17 protein-coding genes are annotated in these 17,706 nt (G+C 70.1%); 12 read left to right on the plus strand and 5 right to left on the minus strand.

Annotation, left to right across the window (positions count from 1 at the left end; all coding sequences use genetic code 11):
• The first annotated feature begins 45 nt into the window (after window positions 1–45).
• From IEY95_RS05635 to nthA, 4 genes are read left to right on the plus strand one after another with little or no spacing between them, the layout of a single operon-like run.
• Complete coding sequence (locus IEY95_RS05635; protein ID WP_229702596.1) at window positions 46–927, plus strand: phage baseplate protein; 882 nt, start codon at window positions 46–48, stop codon at window positions 925–927.
• Window positions 928–936: 9 nt separating this feature from the next.
• Window positions 937–1,314, plus strand: a complete 378-nt coding sequence (locus IEY95_RS50125; RefSeq protein WP_268240424.1) for an SH3-like domain-containing protein — start codon at window positions 937–939, stop codon at window positions 1,312–1,314.
• Window positions 1,307–1,594, plus strand: coding sequence for an SH3-like domain-containing protein (locus IEY95_RS50130; RefSeq protein ID WP_189184760.1), 288 nt, complete (start codon window positions 1,307–1,309; stop codon window positions 1,592–1,594). Before IEY95_RS50125 ends, IEY95_RS50130 begins: the two co-directional genes overlap by 8 nt.
• Window positions 1,584–2,168, plus strand: coding sequence for a nitrile hydratase subunit alpha (gene nthA, locus IEY95_RS05650; RefSeq protein WP_189184761.1), 585 nt, complete (start codon window positions 1,584–1,586; stop codon window positions 2,166–2,168). Before IEY95_RS50130 ends, nthA begins: the two co-directional genes overlap by 11 nt.
• A gap of 14 nt (window positions 2,169–2,182) precedes the next feature.
• Here the strand turns inward: nthA and IEY95_RS05655 are convergent, their stop codons facing one another.
• On the minus strand, window positions 2,183–3,775 hold the full coding sequence (locus IEY95_RS05655; protein WP_229702597.1) for a tetratricopeptide repeat protein: 1,593 nt from the start codon (window positions 3,773–3,775) through the stop codon (window positions 2,183–2,185).
• A gap of 92 nt (window positions 3,776–3,867) precedes the next feature.
• On the opposite strand from IEY95_RS05655, the gene IEY95_RS05660 reads away from it, so the two are divergent.
• Window positions 3,868–5,283 (plus strand): FAD-binding oxidoreductase, encoded by a 1,416-nt coding sequence (locus IEY95_RS05660; protein ID WP_189184762.1) that lies wholly within the window; start codon window positions 3,868–3,870, stop codon window positions 5,281–5,283.
• A 9-nt stretch (window positions 5,284–5,292) separates the two neighbouring features.
• On the opposite strand, the gene IEY95_RS05665 is transcribed toward IEY95_RS05660, so the two are convergent.
• Window positions 5,293–5,805 (minus strand): SsgA family sporulation/cell division regulator, encoded by a 513-nt coding sequence (locus tag IEY95_RS05665; RefSeq protein WP_189184763.1) that lies wholly within the window; start codon window positions 5,803–5,805, stop codon window positions 5,293–5,295.
• Window positions 5,806–6,116: 311 nt separating this feature from the next.
• Between IEY95_RS05665 and IEY95_RS05670 the strand changes: the two genes are divergently transcribed.
• On the plus strand, window positions 6,117–7,697 hold the full coding sequence (locus IEY95_RS05670; protein WP_189184764.1) for an RDD family protein: 1,581 nt from the start codon (window positions 6,117–6,119) through the stop codon (window positions 7,695–7,697).
• Between the two features lie 126 nt (window positions 7,698–7,823).
• Complete coding sequence (locus tag IEY95_RS05675) at window positions 7,824–8,531, plus strand: RDD family protein (protein WP_189184765.1); 708 nt, start codon at window positions 7,824–7,826, stop codon at window positions 8,529–8,531.
• Between the two features lie 111 nt (window positions 8,532–8,642).
• Here IEY95_RS05675 and IEY95_RS05680 read toward each other — a convergent pair whose 3' ends face one another.
• Window positions 8,643–8,948, minus strand: a complete 306-nt coding sequence (locus IEY95_RS05680; protein ID WP_189184766.1) for a hypothetical protein — start codon at window positions 8,946–8,948, stop codon at window positions 8,643–8,645.
• A 442-nt stretch (window positions 8,949–9,390) separates the two neighbouring features.
• Between IEY95_RS05680 and IEY95_RS05685 the strand changes: the two genes are divergently transcribed.
• Both IEY95_RS05685 and IEY95_RS05690 read left to right on the plus strand, forming a co-directional pair.
• On the plus strand, window positions 9,391–11,745 hold the full coding sequence (locus IEY95_RS05685; protein WP_189184767.1) for an immune inhibitor A domain-containing protein: 2,355 nt from the start codon (window positions 9,391–9,393) through the stop codon (window positions 11,743–11,745).
• Window positions 11,746–11,866: 121 nt separating this feature from the next.
• On the plus strand, window positions 11,867–12,208 hold the full coding sequence (locus IEY95_RS05690; protein WP_189184768.1) for a hypothetical protein: 342 nt from the start codon (window positions 11,867–11,869) through the stop codon (window positions 12,206–12,208).
• Between the two features lie 252 nt (window positions 12,209–12,460).
• Here IEY95_RS05690 and IEY95_RS05695 read toward each other — a convergent pair whose 3' ends face one another.
• Together IEY95_RS05695 and IEY95_RS05700 are read right to left on the minus strand one after the other, a co-directional pair.
• Window positions 12,461–13,045, minus strand: coding sequence for an isochorismatase family protein (locus IEY95_RS05695; protein WP_189184769.1), 585 nt, complete (start codon window positions 13,043–13,045; stop codon window positions 12,461–12,463).
• 353 nt (window positions 13,046–13,398) lie between these two features.
• Window positions 13,399–14,727: a nicotinate phosphoribosyltransferase gene (locus IEY95_RS05700; protein ID WP_189184770.1), complete on the minus strand. Its 1,329-nt coding sequence runs from the start codon at window positions 14,725–14,727 to the stop codon at window positions 13,399–13,401.
• 91 nt (window positions 14,728–14,818) lie between these two features.
• Between IEY95_RS05700 and clpS the strand changes: the two genes are divergently transcribed.
• From clpS to IEY95_RS05715, 3 genes are all read left to right on the plus strand, one after another.
• The gene (clpS, locus tag IEY95_RS05705) at window positions 14,819–15,136 is read left to right on the plus strand and encodes an ATP-dependent Clp protease adapter ClpS (RefSeq protein ID WP_054229692.1); all 318 of its coding nucleotides are present in this window, start codon (window positions 14,819–14,821) and stop codon (window positions 15,134–15,136) included.
• Between the two features lie 107 nt (window positions 15,137–15,243).
• Window positions 15,244–15,849, plus strand: a complete 606-nt coding sequence (locus tag IEY95_RS05710) for a DUF2017 domain-containing protein (protein WP_189184771.1) — start codon at window positions 15,244–15,246, stop codon at window positions 15,847–15,849.
• A 358-nt stretch (window positions 15,850–16,207) separates the two neighbouring features.
• Complete coding sequence (locus tag IEY95_RS05715) at window positions 16,208–17,659, plus strand: amino acid permease (RefSeq protein WP_189184772.1); 1,452 nt, start codon at window positions 16,208–16,210, stop codon at window positions 17,657–17,659.
• Window positions 17,660–17,706: the final 47 nt, after the last annotated feature.

The raw sequence follows: 17,706 nt of genomic DNA on the forward strand, positions 1-17,706 counted from the left end.
TTGACACTCTCATGTCCTGTGGACGCCAGGGGGCGCCCACAGGACATGGGGGGACCTGTGGACGAGCGCATCGACCTCGCCGTACCGGCCGTCCGCTGGCTGTGGAAGAAGGCCACGCTCCAGGAGAAGACGGTTCCGCAGTCCTTCGCCTTCGACGAGGTGAACAAGCGGCTGTACGTCCTGCAGGTCGCGCCGGGCGGGAGGGCGCAGGGCAACCTGTGCCTCACCCGGCTCGACTACGCCGGCAACCGGCTGGGCCACATGTATCTGCCGCGCTTCGGGCACGGGGTGAGCATGGGCGTGCAGAACGCGTCCGACGGCACCGTGTACATCTGGACCGAGGCGCAAGCGGTCCAGGGCTACGGCAACGGCGTCACCCGCTTCCGCTTCGTCGACGGCGTCACCCGCACCCTCGACAAGGTCAAGGTCCGCCACCCGATTCCGGGCTCCGTCAACAATCAGCCCTCCGTCTGCACGGCGACCGGCCGCATCGCCGTCCGCCACCGCGTCTCCGGTACACCGCGCTACCGCGTCTACGACCTCGACGCGTTCGTCGCCGGCGACTACTCGACCCACCTCGCCGACTTCCCGCAGACCGGCGCGCACCCGGACCCCGACGTCCCGTTCCAGGGCTACGCGCTGCACGGCGATCACCTCTACCAGCTGGCAGGCACGGCGTACGACGACGCGACCAACCCGCGGTCGGGCCACGGCAACGCGTACCTCTCCTGCCTGGACATCCGCACCGGCAAGCTGCTGCAGCGGGAGCGGACCGAGGCCGGGTACTCGCTCGACCATCGCGAGCCCGAGGGCCTCGCGATCCGGCACAAGGGCGGCCTGAGGCTGTACCTGGGGCTCGCCTCCGGCGCCGAGGGGGCCCGCACGTTCTCGATCTACTACAAGCCGTACACGCCCCCGCAGTCGTAATCTGACCGCATGGCCAGGATCAACGACGTGGGCGGCATGCAGGGTTTCGGTGCCGTCGACACCACCGACGACACCGAGCCCTTCCACGCGGACTGGGAGGCGCGGGTCGTCGGACTCTTCAACGCCCTGCGCGCGCAAGGGATGTTCAACACCAACGAGTTCCGGGACGCGATCGAGTCGATGCCGGCCAAGGAGTACCTGGCGGCCTCGTACTACGAGCGGTGGTTCACCGCCATCTGCGCCCTGCTGGAGCGCAAGGGCGTGATCGAGCCGGGCGAACTGGACGAGCAGGGTGAGCCGACCGAGCAGGGTGAGCCGGCCGGGCTGGAGGCGCGCGAGCGGGCCGAGCAGGGTGAGTCGGCCGAGCTGGAGGCGCGCGATGGCTGACCGCTTCGCGCCCGGCGCCCGGGTCCGGACCTTCCGCCACGACCCGCCGCACCACACCCGCCTGCCGCGGTACGCGCGCGGCAAGCGGGGCGTCGTGGTCGAGCCGGAGGGCCGGGCGGAGCTCGCCGACGTCAGCGCGCAGGGGCACGGGGACGCCCCCGTCGAGCAGGTGTACGCGGTCCGCTTCGCGGCCCGCGATCTGTGGGGCGAGGGCGACCACCATGTCGTACTGGACTTGTGGGAAAGCTACTTGGAAGAGGTTCGGGACGATGAGCGGTGACCACCACGACGATGCGCTGATCTCCCGGCGGGTGCGCCGCCTGGAGACCCTTCTGGAGGAGAGGGGGGTGCTGTCGGGCGGGGCGCTGGACGAGGCGATCGACGCGTTCCTGGCGCAGTCGTCCCCGGCGAACGGCGCGCGGGTGGTGGCGCGCGCCTGGGTCGACCCGTCGTTCAAGTCCCGGCTGCTCGCCGACGGCACGGCGGCGGTCCAGGAACTCGGCTACATGGAGGGCTCGTACCAGCGCCTGAGGGTCGTCGAGAACACGGAGAGCGTGCACAACGTCATCGTCTGCACCCTCTGCTCCTGCTATCCACTCCGCCTCCTCGGCCCCTCCCCGAGCTGGTACAAGTCCGAGTCCTACCGCTCCCGTGTGGTCCGCGAGCCCCGCGCCGTCCTCGCCGAGTTCGGCCTCGCACTCCCGGCCGGCACGGAGATCGCCGTGTGGGACTCCAGCGCAGAGACCCGCTACATGGTCCTCCCACGCCGCCCCGCCGACACGGAGTCCTTCCCGGAGGAGGAACTGGCGGCCCGGGTCACCCGCAACGCGTTGATCGGCACGGCGGCGGTCTGACTGCCCGCCGCCGCTCAGTGCGACGCCGAGCGCCTCGGTGCGGGGGGCTGCGGGGGCTTCGGTGCGGACGTCCGTGCGGGCTTCGCCGCGGGCGTCCGCGCGGGCTGCGGTGCGGGCTCCGCCCCGGGCGGCTCCGGGTACTCCTCGGGCTCCTCCTCCGGCGGCTCGGGCGGCCCGCCGGCGGGCGGCTCGCCCAGACCGTCCAGGGCCTCCCGGGCCAGCGGCGCGAGGAGCGGCGAGAAGTAGGGGTTGATGCGCAGGGCATCGGTGAGATGGCGGCGGGCCGGGCCGGAGAGGTCCAGGGAGCGTTCGATCTCGCCCAGGTGATACATGTACAGCGCGCTGCGCACGCCACCCCCGTGCTCCTTGTCCAAGACCTTCGAGGCGAACTTGACCGCCTCCTCGTCCGCCCCGGTCCGGTGCAGCGCCCAGCCCAGCGCGTCCGCGACGGGAATCGCGGGGCGCCGATCCCACTCGTCGCGCAACCGCTCCACCGCCTCCGCCGGGTCGCCGTGGTCCGCCTCGAAGAGCCCGAGGACCAGCTCGTCGTCCACACCCCCGGCGGTGTCCTGCCGCACCCGCTCCCGCAGCAGGTCGTACTGCTCGCGTGCGGCCCGGCCGATCCCCAGCTTCTCGTACAGCTCGCCCAGCTCCAGCGCGTACCGCGGCGCGGGCCGCTTGGCCAGCGCCGTCCGGTACGCGTTCAGCGCGTCCGAGGTGCGCCCGAGCGCCGCCAGCGCGCGCCCCTGACCGGCGAGGGCTCCGTGGGCGTCGGCGTCGGCCCTCAGCGCGGCCTCGTAGTAGCGCAGCGACTGCTCCGGGTCGCCGCGCTCCCACGCCAGGTCACCGGCCTGCTGAAGAAAGACCGCCTCCTCGGCGGGTGTCCCCGCGCCCGCGGCCGCGTCGGCGATCGTGGCCATCGCGTCCTCCCGCCAGCCGCGGTCCCAGTAGACCCGTGAGGCCTGCGCCAGCACCGCCGGCCCGGAGTGCAGTTTCTGCAGCTTTTCGAGGGTCTTGCGGGTGGCCTTGTAGTCCCCGATGCCGGCGTACGCGTCGATCAGCAGCGGATACGTCGTCCATCGCTTCGGCGACTGCTCCACGGCCTCCTCGCCCCACTCCTTGGCCTCCTGGAACTCGCCCCGCGCGTTGGCGAGCGCGGCAAGGCCTTCCAGCGCTTCCGTGTTCCGCTCCGGTCTGAGCTGCAGCGACGTATGCAGCGCCTTCTCGGCCTTGGAGTAGTACGCGGGCGTCGCGGTGCGCCGTGCTTCCTCCACATAGGCGCTGCCGAGCACCGCCCACGACTGCTCGTCGCGCGGATGGGCCCGCAGATGGGCCTCGCGATCTCCGATGAGCGCCGTCAGATCGGGCAGCGAGGCGGGCACCCCGGCCGCGACCGCCCGCTGCGCCCGGCTCACCGCGCCCGGTCCCGGCGAGGGCGGCACCATGGCATGCCGCGCCGGGGGCAGCAGCACCAGCACACCGCCCACCACGGCACCGCCCACGACCACGCGGAGCAGTACACGCTGGGCGACCGGGGAGAAGCGCGGCCCGCGGGGCTCCTGGAGCTGCAGCCCGGAGAGAACCGGCTGCTGCTTTTCGATCTCCATGCCGCTCACTGTGCGCCAGTACGAAGACCACATCCCGGCAGTAAAAGCCTCGGGCGGACGGGGTTCACACCGATGGCCCCGAGTGCGACGCTGTGATCATGAGCCGTATCGAAGCCCCGCACGATGAAGACACGGCAGCGACCGGCACCCTCGTCGACCGCCTGCTGAGCGGCCTGCCGGCCGAGGCCGTCCTCACCGACCCGGACGTCACGGCCTCGTACGCCAACGACATGGCGAGCTTCTGCGAGGCGGGCACGCCCGCCGTGGTCGTCATGCCGCGCACGGTCGAACAGGTCCAGCACGTCATGCGCACCGCGACCGAGCTGCGCGTCCCGGTCGTCCCACAGGGCGCCCGCACCGGCCTGTCGGGCGCCGCCAACGCCTCGGACGGCTGCATCGTGCTGTCCCTGGTGAAGATGGACCGGATCCTCGAGATCAACCCCGTCGACCGCATCGCCGTGGTCGAACCCGGCGTCATCAACGCCACGCTCTCCCGCGCGGTCAACGAACACGGCCTGTACTACCCGCCGGACCCCTCCAGCTGGGAGATGTGCACGATCGGCGGCAACATCGGCACGGCCTCCGGCGGCCTGTGCTGCGTGAAGTACGGGGTGACGGCCGAGTACGTCCTCGGACTGGAGGTCGTCCTCGCCGACGGACGGCTCATGAACACCGGCCGCCGTACGGCGAAGGGCGTCGCCGGGTACGACCTCACCCGCCTCTTCGTGGGATCGGAGGGCTCGCTCGGCATCGTCGTACGGGCGATTCTGGCCCTGAAGCCGCAGCCGCCCCAACAGCTCGTGCTGGCCGCCGAGTTCGGGTCGGCGCGCGCCGCCTGCGACGCCGTCTGCCGGATCATGGAGGGCGGCCACGTGCCGTCCCTCCTGGAACTCATGGACCGTACGACGGTGAAGGCCGTCAACGACATGGCCCACATGGGCCTGCCGGAGACCACCGAGGCCCTGCTCCTGGCCGCGTTCGACACCCACGACCCTGCCGCCGACCTCGCCGCGGTCGGCGCGCTGTGCGAGGCCGCGGGCGCCACCCAGGTCGTACCGGCGGAGGACGCGGCCGAGTCCGAACTCCTGCTTCAGGCACGGCGGTTGTCGCTCACCGCGCTCGAAGCGGTCAAGGGCACGACGATGATCGACGACGTGTGCGTGCCGCGCTCCCGGCTCGGTGACATGCTCGAAGGGATCGAGCGCGTCGCCGACAAGTACGCCCTGACGATCGGGGTCTGCGCGCACGCCGGTGACGGCAACACGCACCCCACCGTCTGCTTCGACGCGTCCGACCCCGACGAATCCCGGCGCGCCCGCGAGTCCTTCGACGAGATCATGGCGCTCGGGCTGGAACTCGGCGGCACGATCACCGGCGAGCACGGCGTGGGCGTCCTGAAGAAGGAGTGGCTGGCGCGGGAGATCGGCCCGGTGGGAGTGGAGATGCAGCGGGCGATCAAGACGACGTTCGACCCGCTGGGCATCCTGAACCCGGGCAAGCTGTTCTGACACCCAGCGCTATTCACCGCCCTTGGACTTGTCCGACGGCCACGGGTCGCGCAGCCACAGGTCGTCGACCGTCGGGAGTCCCCCCTGCTCGAGCGAGGCCGAGAGCTTGGGGGAGGGAGCGAGCAGCTCGGCCAGGCCGTCGTCGATGCCGAGCTGCTCGGCCTCGGAGCCCGGCGGGACCGCCGTCAGGGTGCGTTCCAGCCAGGACGTCACCTGCGCGGCGGGCGCTTCGAGCAAGGCGTCCCCGTCGGGCGAGCTCAGTGCCATCAGCAGGACACTGCGGCCCGCGACCTTCGTCGGCCACACCCGTACATCGCCGTGCCCGCACGGCCGGAACACCCCCTCGACGAGCAGCTCGCGGGCGAAGGTCCAGTTGACGGGATGGTCGGTGCCGATGTGGAAGGTGATGTGGACGGCGTACGGGTCGTCGGTGCGGTAGCTGAGCCGCGCAGGGACGGGAATGCCGCGCTCGGGCGACAGGACGAGTTTGAGTTCGAGTTCGCGTTCCACCACGGTGTGCATGTCGTGCGTTTCCTCTCGTGTCCGGGGCCCTGTGGGCGGGCCCGTACGAGTGGAGAGCGCGTTGGTCCGGAACCATTACGCGAGTTCCGGGAAATTTCTTCGGACCGGCTTCAGCCGGCGCCGAACCAACTTCGGGCGCCCTCTGCGACGAAGGGCGGTTTCTTCCCGGACAACACCGGAACCCGGCTTGCAAGACGTGGCGGAACGTTGCCCGAAAGGGGTGGGTACGGCGGGAGCGGCCGTGACGCGTGCGCCGGTCTGATAGATGTGGAGCCCTCAAAAGACCCCCGAGCAGATACGGGACGACGGACATGAGCGCCCCAACCCCGGCCCCCGGTGACGACAGGCCCCGCGAAGGGTATTACCCGGATCCCTCCATTCCTGGATATGTCCGGTACTGGAACGGTGCCTCCTGGGTACCGGGTACGAGCCGTCCGGCCCCGTCCGACGGCGAACCGCTCGCACCGCCGCCGGGCGTGCGCCCGGTCCATGTGCCCGCACCGGCGCCGGCTCCGGCCGAGGAGACGGGTCCGCACTTCTTCGACGAGGACCCCCAGCCCCCGGTGTCCCCCTCCGAGGCGCAGCACGGCAGTCGGCCCGAGCCCGCCGCGGCGTGGGGTGCCGACCGCTCCCAGCAGTCCGGCTTCGGCGGTGAACAGGACCGCCGGGTGTCCTGGGGCGCGCCGCAGGGCGCCGACCCCCGGGTGCCCCGCGCGGCGCAGCCGGGCGACGACATCGTCCAGCCCGACGGCAAGTCCTCCCGCACGGACGGTACGGCGACGATCCCGCCCGCGGACTCCGGCAGCGACCGGCAGCCCCCGGCGTCCGGTGGCACCGTGGTGTTCCGCCGTCCCACGGGGCCGGTGCGGCCCTCGGGGCCACAGGACACGCCGGGCGCGGGCAGCACGGGGAACCCGGGTTCCGCCACGCCCGGCGCCAAGGACTCCGTGCCTTCCGAGGGCACCATGGCCTTCCGTGCGCTCTCCCCGCGCACGGAGCGGCAGCACGGGGCGCAGACCGGGGGCACGGGCCCGGCGGCGGGCGCACCCGGCACGGCCGCCGCGGCCGGCACTTCCGGTGCTTCCGCCGTTCCTGGCGCTGCCCCCGCTTCCGGCGCTTCCCCTGCTTCCGGCGCGAGCGGCCACGCCGGTGGCGGCTTCGGCGCGGGGCAGGCCGCCCAGGCGGCGGCCGCCGCTCGCAACGCCCCCGCCACGCCCGCCACTCCCTCCGTACCCCAGCAGTCCGGTGGCCCGGCCCCCATGACCTCCGGCCCCGGCGGCGGACAGCCCTCCTGGGCCCAGCAGGTGCACCGGCTCGCGGGTGCCGCGCCCGACGAGGGGCAGCCGGTCGCGCCGTGGAAGCCGCCGGTCGACGACGTGTTCCAGGCGGCCGCGCGGCGGCAGTCGGCGGCGCGGCCCGCGGGCCTGGGCAAGCGGCTGGCCGCACGGCTGGTGGACACCGTCGTGCTCGCCGGTGTCACCGCCGCGGCCGCCGTGCCGCTGGGCACCAGGGCGATCGACCACATCAACGAGAAGATCGACGCGGCCAAGCTGTCCGGCGAGAAGGTCACGGTCTGGCTGCTCGACGGCACGACGACCGGTTGCCTCGGCATCGCCCTCGCCGTCCTGCTCCTCTTCGGAGTCCTGTACGACGCGCTGCCCACCGCCAAGTGGGGCCGCACCCTCGGCAAGAAGCTGTGCGGCATCGAGGTGCGCGACATCGAGGGCCACGAACCGCCGACCTTCGGTGCGGCCCTGCGCCGCTGGCTCGTCTACAGCGTCCCGGGCCTGCTCGGGGTCGGTGTCGTCGGCGTGCTGTGGTGCCTGTTCGACAAGCCGTGGCGGCAGTGCTGGCACGACAAGGCGGCCCACACTTTCGTGGCCTCGTCCTAGTGAAGTTCGTGGCCTCGTCCTCGTGAAGCCGTGTCCTTCCTGAGGGCCGGCCAGGCATAGCCGTCCCGGTCCCCCGGACGGCCCTCGCCGGATGCGGAGCCGGAGGGTTCGCGGTCGACTCGGGCCATGAGCAGTGAACCGCCGCCCCCCGGCTCCGGTCAGCCACCGGACGAAGACCCGTTCAAGAAGCAGCCCCCGCCCGCCGAGGGCGGCGGTTCCCCGTACGACAGCCCCCCGCCGCCCTCGGGCGGCGGCTCTCCCTACGGCGATCAGCCCCCGCCGTACGGAGGCGGCCAGCCACCCCCGGGCGGCGGAGGCGAGCCACCCCCCTACGGCGGCGGTCCCTACGGCAGCGGCGGTCCCTACGGCGGCGATCCGCTGGCCGGCATGCCCCCGCTCGCCGACAGCGGCAAACGGGTGCTGGCGAGGATCCTCGACATGATCCTGGTGGGCATCGTGGTGTGGCTGCTGTCCTGGGCCTTCGGGTTCACCCAGTACACAATGGACACGGACAAGATCAAGTTCGGCGAATCCTTCGGCAAGGAAGTGATCGCCGCCGTGTGCTACGTCGCGTACGACACCGTCATGATGAGCCGGTCGGGACAGACCCTCGGCAAGAAGCTGCTCAATCTGCGGGTCGCCAACCTCGACAACGGTTCCACGCCCTCCGTGCAGACCATGCTGACCCGCTCGCTGGTCCTGTGGCTCCCGTTCGCGTTCTGCTGCGCGTGCATCTGGACCGCGATCGCGGGTGGCTGGAGCTTCTTCGACAAGCCCTACAAGCAGGGCCTGCACGACAAGGCGGCCAAGACGGTGGTGGTCAGCACCAGTTGACGTACACGGTCGGCCTCGTACGGGCTGATCCCAGGGCGGCGGCAGCGTTCCGAAGGCCGGCGGGTCCCTGCTTCACGGGCCCGCCGGTTCATGTGCGTGGCGTGCCAGGCGTCATGGGCCGGCCGGTTCGCGTACGGGCTCGGGCGCCGCGGCGGCGGACACGGATGCGGTCTCGCGCTGTACGGGCACGCGCTCGACCGGAGCGGGAGCGGGAGCCGGAGTCGGAGCCGCCGCGGACGGCGTGGGCGTCGGCAGCGGGACCGTCACGGCGACGAGCAGCCCGAGCGCGAGCGCCGAGAGGGTGATCAGCGCGATCCCCAGGCCCGAACTCGTCTGAGACAGCAGCAGCATGGCGAGGGTGGAGAAGATCACGGTGCAGGAACCGTAGGCGAGCTGTGCGGCGGTCGGACGAGGCATGGCAATCGTGTCCTCGGATGGGGGTTCTCCCCCCGGGTGCCTCTCGCGATGGGGGAGGGTGCGGATAAGAATCGGGGGTGAGACAACGGTGTCGGCTTGGCTTTCCGCCGACTTCCGACGCTCCGCCAAGCGACTCTATTCGCCTGCATGCCCGAGTGGAACGGCTGGTAAGCGTGACCTTACCCACGGTGCCGGTGCACAGGGGGCGCACGGAGTCATCACGTCCACCAAGTGGACATACGGGCGCGCCCGTTGGGGGTTGCGCGGAGCGTTCGGATAACGAACCCCCGCTCCGCATAGTGCACTTGCCAGGTTCAAGTCAAGACCTGTCTTTTCTTTGGTAACTCCGGTCAAATGTCGTCACTTGAATCGCGTATACGCGCGCGGACTTCCATGACCGGGACCCCCCATCCGCGCGAGCGGGCGCGGGGGAGGACATCAAGTGACCAGCAGACCATGGACGTTCAGAGCAGCAGCGGTGGGCGTCGCCCTCGCGGCGGCCACCGCCACGTTCTCTACGTTCGCCGTGGCGGAGGCCGACTCGGCCGCCAAGTCACCGGCCGTGGACCGCCACGACCCGCAGCCGGCCAAGAACACGGTCGACCACGACCTCGACGGGCCGCTCAGCAAGACCCGGAACGCGCAGCGCCAAGAGGCCCTGAACCAGGTCATATCCGGCGACGCCAAGGTGCAGAACCGCAACGGTTCGCAGGTCGTCCAGCTGAAGAGCAAGAAGGGCGACAGCAAGTACGTCGAGCTCGGCCGCGAGAAGACCGACAAGATCTTCACGATCCTGGTCGAGTTCGGCGACAAGGTCGACAGCACGGCCGGCGGCACCGCCGGCCCGCTGCACAACCAGATATCCCAGCCGGACCGCACCAAGGACAACAGCACGGCCTGGCAGGCGGACTACAACCAGAAGCACTTCCAGGACCTCTACTTCGGCACCGGCAAGCACGTCGAGTCGATGAAGAAGTTCTACGAGAAGCAGTCCTCGGGCCGCTACTCGGTCGCCGGCGAGGTCGCGGACTGGGTCAAGGTCCCCTACAACGAGGCCCGTTACGGCAACAACGCCTGCGGCTCCACCAACTGCCCGAGCGTGTGGAACGTCGTCAGCGACGGCGTGACCGCCTGGGTCGCCCAGCAGAAGGCGGCCGGCAAGACCGACGCGGCCATCAAGGCGGACCTGGCGAACTTCGACCAGTGGGACCGCTACGACTTCGACGGCGACGGCAACTTCAACGAGCCCGACGGCTACATCGACCACTTCCAGATCGTGCACGCCGGTGAGGACGAGTCCGCGGGCGGCGGCGTCCAGGGCACCGACGCGATCTGGGCCCACCGCTGGTACGCGTTCGGTACCGACGCGGGCGCCACGGGCCCGGCCGACAACAAGCTCGGCGGCGCGCAGATCGGCGACACCGGCATCTGGGTCGGCGACTACACCATCCAGCCGGAGAACGGCGGACTCGGCGTCTTCGCCCACGAGTACGGCCACGACCTCGGTCTGCCGGACCACTACGACACCGCGGGCGGCGACAACTCCACCGGCTTCTGGACGCTGATGTCGTCCGGTTCCTGGCTCGGCACCGGCAAGGAGTCCATCGGCGACCTGCCGGGCGACTTCAACGCCTGGGACAAGCTGCAGCTGGGCTGGCTCAACTACGACACGGCCAAGGCCGGCAAGCAGTCCACGCACAAGCTGGGCGTCGCCGAGTACAACACCTGGAACAAGCAGGCCCTCGTGGTCAACCTGCCGGACAAGGCGGTCACCACGACCGTCGTGACCCCGGCGCAGGGCTCGACCCAGTGGTGGAGCGGCAGCGGTGACAACCTCAAGAACACGCTGACCCGTTCGGTCGACCTCACCGGCAAGTCCAAGGCCGCGCTGACCCTGGACGGCTACTACGACATCGAGGCCAACTACGACTTCCTCTACACGGAGGTCTCGACCGACGGTGGCGCCAACTGGACCGCTCTCGACGGCACGGTGGACGGTCAGCCCATCCCGCACGACGCCAGCGACAAGCCGGCCCTGACCGGCACGGTCGACGGCTACAAGAAGCTGTCGTACTCCCTGGACGCCTACGCGGGCAAGAAGATCGACGTCCGCTTCCGCTACCAGACCGACGGTGGCGTGGCCCAGAAGGGCTTCGCGGCCGACGAGATCATCGTGACCGCCGACGGTTCGGCGCTCTTCTCGGACAACGCCGAGACGGCCGACGCCGCTTGGACGGCGACCGGCTTCTCGCGGATCGGCGCGTCCTTCACCAAGGACTACGCGCAGTACTACCTCGCTGAGAACCGTCAGTACGTCTCGTACGACAAGACCCTCAAGGTCGGCCCGTACAACTTCGGCTTCTCGACGACCCGTCCGGACTGGGTGGAGCACTACCCGTACCAGAACGGCCTGTTGATCTGGAAGTGGGACACCTCGCAGGCGGACAACAACACCAGCCAGCACCCGGGTGTCGGCCTCGCGCTTCCGGTCGACGCGCACCCGAAGGCCCTGTGGTGGGACAACGGGACGCTGATGCGCAACCGCATTCAGGCCTACGACTCGACGTTCAGCCTGTACCGCACGGACGGCATCACGCTGCACAGCGCGGACGTCGCGACGAAGATCCCGTCGTCGAAGGGGGTGTCGGTCTTCAACGACCACACCAGCGACTACTACGACAACAGGAACCCGACCGGCGGCGTCAAGATCACTGACACCAACACCAAGATCCAGATCGTCAAGGAGGCCAAGGACGGCTCCACGATCTCGCTCCGGGTCGGCCCCGCGGTGAAGTAATCGGTATTTCTGCAGGTCAGAGCATAATCGGCGGCGACCCCCTGGCGGGTTGCCGCCGATCGTGTTTAGGTGCGTCCTGTGCCTCGCTTATTGACACTGACTCGCACGGGGGTGTGACCGCATGGCCGCAGGAGGTTTCTGCAAGCTGCCGAACGGCAGCGTGGTGGTGGCGTTGAATCTGCCCAGCCCGTCGGGTTCGGGCGGCGGCTGCGTGCGCTTCCTGGTCCTCGCCCAGAACCGCGCCCGAGCCCTGACGCGGCTGCGCAACCTGGGCCTGCGTGCGGTCTACCTCCGCGGCAACGCGGCGCCTCCCACCCCGGACGAGATCACCGCGGTCCTGCACCACCCCGACGGCCTCATATGGCGTACGGCCCCAGACACGGGTTTCGCGGGCCCGGAAGCGGTCCAGGAGCTCTGGCACCCGATCAGAGCCCTGCTGAGACGGCCTGCGGCGCAGGCGTGAGACGGGTGTCGTGAGGGGGCGGGACCTCTGAATCCGCCGGGCGGACGGATTCCCGCCGCGACGGTGAGTAGCCATGATGACCGCCGACGGCGACGGTGAGTAGCCATGATCCGCCGACGGCGACGGTGAGTAGCCGTGACGGCAGGCAGCCATAACGGGCCGGCCGTCATGGCGGCGGGCAGCGGCGGCGGCGCGTTCCGGTGCTGTGCCGTACCGCGGACCCTCCGTGGGGTGCTCCCCGCCGGACAGGTCCTAGACGACAGGCTTGCCCGTCAGTTCCACACCCGCTGCCCGCAGCTCCTCCAGGGCCCGCTCCGTCGTCTCCTCGGCCACCCCGGCCGTGAGGTCGAGCAGCACCTGGGTGCGGAAGCCCTTGCGGGCCGAGTCGAGGGCGGTGGCGCGCACGCAGTGGTCCGTGGCGATGCCGACCACGTCCACCTCGTTGATCTCCCGGGCCCGCAGCCAGTCGCCCAGCGAGACCCCGTTCTCGTCGACGCCCTCGAAGCCGCTGTACGCCGCCGCGTAGGCACCCTTGTCGAAGACGGCGTCGATCGCGCCGGAGGCGACGACCGGGGCGAAGTTCGGGTGGAAGCCCACCCCCTCCGTGCCGGCCACGCAGTGCGCGGGCCAGGAGTGCACGTAGTCGGGGTTGTCGGCGAAGTGGCCGCCGGGGGCGATGTGGAGGTCGCGGGTGGCCACGACATGGCGGTAGCCGGCGGGCGCCTGCCCGATCAGCTCCGTGATGGCGGCGGCCACATCGGCACCCCCGGCCACCGCGAGGCTGCCACCCTCGCAGAAGTCGTTCTGCACGTCTACGACGATCAAGGCGCGGCGCATGGTCGGTGTCCTTCGGTTTGGCAGGAGGTCGGTGGATGGGGTGCGGGCCCGGCCGTTGCTCCTCGTGTCCCGGGGGACACCCCCGGACCCCCGGCCGGAGGACGGCCTGGGCTCCTGAAGGCGTTTCCACGGGCACACTTGGTGTACCGAGCCTAAAGACTTCAAGTGCGCTGCGGGAGGGGGCTTTTGGCTTCCGCGAGCCGCGTAGGCACGCTGCCGTTGCATTCCCGCTGACCGGTTGTTCATGCGTGCCCGCACGAGTGGGCACCAGTGGGGCCACTGGGGCGCCGTCCCGGTGAGGCCGACGCCCACGTCGCGGGCGTACTCCGTGGATCTCGGACGTACTGCGTGGGTCAGACGTATTCCGTGGGAATCACCGGCTCTCCGCGCGAGAGCTGCGTCGCCGACAGCGGCAGGTTGGCGCGGGCCGCCGCGTGCCGGTCGCGTACGACGTCGAGGGGCTCGCGGGCGACCGCCTGGCCGCCCTTGATCAGCTCGACCAGGAGCTGGTGGTCGGCCAGCTCACCGGGGACCGGCCCGGTGCCGATCACCTCGGCCTCGGGGACCCCGAAATCGTCGGGCCGCCGCGCCGCCCACTTGCGCCCGCCGATGGACGTCTTGCCGCCGGTGGACTTCTTGGCCACGGCCTCCAGCGGAGCCTTCGGGTCCGCCGACTCGGCGCGGGCGACCAGTTTGTAGACCATGGAGCAGGTGGGATGGCCGGATCCCGTCACCAGCTGGGTGCCGACGCCGTACGCGTCCACGGGCGCCGCCGCCAGCGAGGCGATCGCGTACTCGTCCAGGTCGGAGGTCACGATGATCTTCGTGTGGGTCGCGCCCAGCTCGTCCAGCTGCTGACGTACCCGGTGGGCGACCAGCAGCAGGTCACCGGAGTCGATGCGCACCGCGCCCAGCTCGGTGCCGGCGACCTCGACGGCCATCCGGACCGCCTCGGTGACGTCGAACGTGTCCACGAGCAGCGTGGTGCCGCGGCCGAGCGAGTTCACCTGCGCCTGGAAGGCGTCCCGCTCGCGGTCGTGCAGCAGGGTGAAGGCGTGTGCGGAGGTGCCGACGGTCGGAATCCCGTAGCGGAACCCGGCCGCCAGGTCGGAGGTGGTGGCGAAGCCGCCGATGTACGCGGCCCGCGAGGCGGCGACCGCGGCCAGCTCGTGCGTGCGCCGGGCGCCCATCTCGATCAGCGGCCGCTCCCCGGCGGCGGAGGTCATCCGGGAGGCGGCGGCCGCGATCGCCGAGTCGTGGTTGAGGATGGAGAGGATCACCGTCTCCAGCAGCACGCACTCCGCGAAGGACCCCTCCACCCGCAGGATCGGCGAGCCCGGGAAGTACACCTCGCCCTCGGGATAGCCCCACACGTCGCCACTGAAGCGGTACGAGGCGAGCCACTCCAGGGTCGGTTCGTCCACGATCCGCCGTTCGCGCAGAAAGCCGAGGAGGTCCGCGTCGAAGCGGAAGTTCTCGACGGCGTCGAGAACGCGGCCGGTCCCGGCCACGACCCCGTAGCGCCGCCCGTCGGGCAGCCGCCGCGTGAAGACCTCGAAGACCGAGCGCCGCTCGGCGGTCCCCGCGGCCAGCGCGGCCTGCAACATCGTCAGCTCGTACTGGTCCGTGAAGAGCGCCGTCGAGGGAACATCCACCGGCAGGCCAAGGTCCGCTGTGTTCATGACGGGATCGTACCCCCATCTCGTCACTCTGACGATTTATGGGTCTCTTGAGTGGGCCCCGTTTGTGCGGGTACCCGTGTCTGGTGGCAGCATGGGCCGTGTGACGGCTCCTGCACCCCTAGAGATCGAAAAGACCGAGTCGGCGGAGGAGGTGTTCGCCGTACCCGAGCCGGACGTCCCCTGGGTCACGATCGTCCACAACGACCCGGTCAACCTCATGAGCTATGTGACGTATGTCTTCCAGACGTACTTCGGCTACACCAAGGACAAGGCCACCAAGCTCATGCTCGACGTCCACCACAAGGGCCGGGCGGTCGTCTCCAGCGGCACGCGCGAGGAGATGGAGCGCGACGTACAGGCCATGCACGGCTACGGTCTGTGGGCCACCCTTCAGCAGGACCGAAAGTAACCCGAACGCAGCCCGAGCCCCGGAAGCCGGAGACGGCCAGCAGGACCGGAAGGCAGCCCGCACAGCCAGCACACGTGGCGCAGGACCGGAAGTAGCGAACTCACTCCATGCCAGGACACTTCGAACCGCTCCCCGGCGGCGGCGCGGCCGTCGCGCTCGACGAGGTCGAGATCTCCATCATCCGCTCCCTCGCCGTTCAGCTCCTGGAGCTCATCGGTCCCGGCCCCGCGGAGAACGCCCCCGACGACCCGCTGGCCGAGCTGTTCGCCGAGGGCCCCAGCGAACCGCCCACCGACCCCGTGCTGCAGCGTCTCTTCCCCGACGCCTACAGCGGCCCCGGCGTCGAGGCCGACTCGCCCGAGCAGGCCGAGGAGCAGCGCGTGTACTCGGCGGAGTTCCGCCGCTTCACCGAGAACGACCTGCGCGCGGCCAAGCGCGAGAACGCACTCGCGGTGATCCGCTCCCTCGACGCGCTCACCATGGCGGGCGACGGCGGCGCCGTCCTCAAGCTGTCCCCCGAGGAGTCCGAGCAGTGGCTGCGCGCCCTGAATGACCTGCGCCTGGCGATCGGCTCCCGGCTCGACGTCGTCGACGAGGAGGACACCGACCTCCTCTACCGGCTTCCGGACGAGGACCCGCGCAAGCCGATGGTGATGGCGTATCTGTGGCTGGGCGGCCTCCAGGAGAGCCTCGTCGAAACGCTCATGCCCTGACTGACCTGCCGAAACTCTTATGCCCTGATCTGTCGGCATAAGTGCCCTCTGGTGTTCGCTCAACGGACGCTCAATTCCGGATAACGATCGCGTCACCGCTGTGGCCGGTTATGTACCGCTAGATAGCCGTTCGTCCGCTTTTTCCTGTGGCGTGCCTTACAGCAGCCACCACCGATCAATGTTGCGGCCGTGATAAATCTTCACGACCGCCCGACAGGACACCACCCATGTCCAGTCGGGTGCGCCACCAGCCGGCGGATCGCCGGCCAGGCATAAAGCTCCACCATCCGGGGGGATCGGAACCCGATCCGAAGCCAAGGGACTGGCTCGGATCGGCATGGAGAAAGGCGCACCACACATGACCTCATCGCAGGTCGACAAGCAGTACGACGGCAGTGAGGCCGTGGGCGGCGACACCCCCGAAGAGGGGTACGAGCGCGGGCTCGGCAGCCGTCAGGTCCAGATGATCGCGATCGGCGGCGCCATCGGCGTCGGCCTGTTCCTGGGAGCCGGGGCGAACATCGCCAAGGCCGGACCCAGTCTCATCTTCATGTACGCCCTCGCGGGCGTGATCATCTTCTTCATCATGCGGGCGCTCGGCGAGCTCCTGCTCTATCGCCCGGTCTCGGGCTCCTTCGCGGAGTACTCCCGCGAGTTCCTCGGCCCGTTCTTCGGCTACTTCACCGGCTGGACGTACTGGCTGATGTGGGTCGTCACCGGTATGGCCGAGCTCACGGCCGCCGCGATCTACGTCCACTACTGGTTCCCGCAGGTTCCGCAATGGGTGACGGCGCTGGTCTTCCTGGTCGTCCTGTTCGTGGCCAACCTGATCTCGGTGAAGCTCTTCGGCGAGATCGAGTTCTGGTTCTCGATGGTCAAGGTCACCGCACTGATCGGCATGATCGTGATCGGCCTCGGCGTCCTCACCTTCGGCTTCAGCTCGGCCGGTGACACGGCCTCCGTCGCCAACCTCTGGCAGTTCGACGGCTTCTTCCCCAAGGGCATCGGCTCGTCCCTGATGACCCTGCAGGGCGTCATGTTCGCCTACCTCGCCGTCGAGCTCGTCGGCGTCACGGCGGGCGAGTCCGAGAACCCGGAGAAGACCCTCCCCAAGGCGATCAACACCCTGCCCTGGCGCATCGCCCTCTTCTACGTCGGTGCCCTCACGGTCATCCTCTGCGTTGTGAAGTGGACGGAGTTCGCACCGGGTGTCAGCCCGTTTGTCGAGGCCTTCGCGAAGATCGGCATCCCGGCCGGCGCCGGAATCGTCAACTTCGTCGTCCTGACCGCGGCCCTGTCCTCCTGCAACTCCGGCATGTACTCCACGGGCCGCATGCTGCGCACCCTGGCCGACAACGGCGAGGCGCCCAAGGTCTTCAACAAGCTCTCCTCGACCAAGACCCCCGCGATCGGCATCACGGTCTCGGTGCTCTTCATGGGCATCGGCGTGGTCCTGAACTACATCGTCCCGGAGAAGGCCTTCGGCTACGTCACCTCGGTGGCCACCGCGGCCGGCATCTGGACCTGGCTGATGATCCTGGTCAGCCACATCCTCTACCGCCGCGCGGTCGACGCAGGGCGCCTGCCCGCGTCCTCCTTCCCGGCCCCGGGCGGCGCGAAGTGCAGCTGGATCGCGGTCGTGTTCCTGCTCTTCGTCACCGGCCTGATCGCGTACGACGCCGACTCGCGCATCTGCCTGTACGTGATGGCCGGCTGGGCCGCCGTCCTGGCCGTCGGCTGGGCGATCCTGAAGGCGCGGAACCCGGAGGTCGCCGAGCGCCGCGAGCCGGAGTTCGAGAAGGTCGGCTGACCTTCCGGGCAAGGTCGGCCGGCGTTCCTGGCCGAGGTCGGCCGACC

The sequence above is a fragment of the Streptomyces albiflavescens genome (genome assembly GCF_014645835.1).
Classification (GTDB): Bacteria; Actinomycetota; Actinomycetes; order Streptomycetales; family Streptomycetaceae; genus Streptomyces; species Streptomyces albiflavescens.

Bases quoted from the DNA above. Each gene is read 5' to 3' on its own strand.
- IEY95_RS05635 (WP_229702596.1), top strand. From the start codon at position 46: ATGGGGGGACCTGTGGACGAGCGCATCGACCTCGCCGTACCGGCCGTC.
- IEY95_RS50125 (WP_268240424.1), top strand. From the start codon at position 937: ATGGCCAGGATCAACGACGTGGGCGGCATGCAGGGTTTCGGTGCCGTC.
- IEY95_RS50130 (WP_189184760.1), top strand. From the start codon at position 1,307: ATGGCTGACCGCTTCGCGCCCGGCGCCCGGGTCCGGACCTTCCGCCAC.
- nthA (WP_189184761.1), top strand. From the start codon at position 1,584: ATGAGCGGTGACCACCACGACGATGCGCTGATCTCCCGGCGGGTGCGC.
- IEY95_RS05655 (WP_229702597.1), bottom strand. From the start codon at position 3,775: ATGGAGATCGAAAAGCAGCAGCCGGTTCTCTCCGGGCTGCAGCTCCAG.
- IEY95_RS05665 (WP_189184763.1), bottom strand. From the start codon at position 5,805: ATGCACACCGTGGTGGAACGCGAACTCGAACTCAAACTCGTCCTGTCG.
- IEY95_RS05670 (WP_189184764.1), top strand. From the start codon at position 6,117: ATGAGCGCCCCAACCCCGGCCCCCGGTGACGACAGGCCCCGCGAAGGG.
- IEY95_RS05675 (WP_189184765.1), top strand. From the start codon at position 7,824: ATGAGCAGTGAACCGCCGCCCCCCGGCTCCGGTCAGCCACCGGACGAA.
- IEY95_RS05680 (WP_189184766.1), bottom strand. From the start codon at position 8,948: ATGCCTCGTCCGACCGCCGCACAGCTCGCCTACGGTTCCTGCACCGTG.
- IEY95_RS05690 (WP_189184768.1), top strand. From the start codon at position 11,867: ATGGCCGCAGGAGGTTTCTGCAAGCTGCCGAACGGCAGCGTGGTGGTG.
- IEY95_RS05695 (WP_189184769.1), bottom strand. From the start codon at position 13,045: ATGCGCCGCGCCTTGATCGTCGTAGACGTGCAGAACGACTTCTGCGAG.
- IEY95_RS05700 (WP_189184770.1), bottom strand. From the start codon at position 14,727: ATGAACACAGCGGACCTTGGCCTGCCGGTGGATGTTCCCTCGACGGCG.
- clpS (WP_054229692.1), top strand. From the start codon at position 14,819: ATGGGCCGTGTGACGGCTCCTGCACCCCTAGAGATCGAAAAGACCGAG.
- IEY95_RS05710 (WP_189184771.1), top strand. From the start codon at position 15,244: ATGCCAGGACACTTCGAACCGCTCCCCGGCGGCGGCGCGGCCGTCGCG.
- IEY95_RS05715 (WP_189184772.1), top strand. From the start codon at position 16,208: ATGACCTCATCGCAGGTCGACAAGCAGTACGACGGCAGTGAGGCCGTG.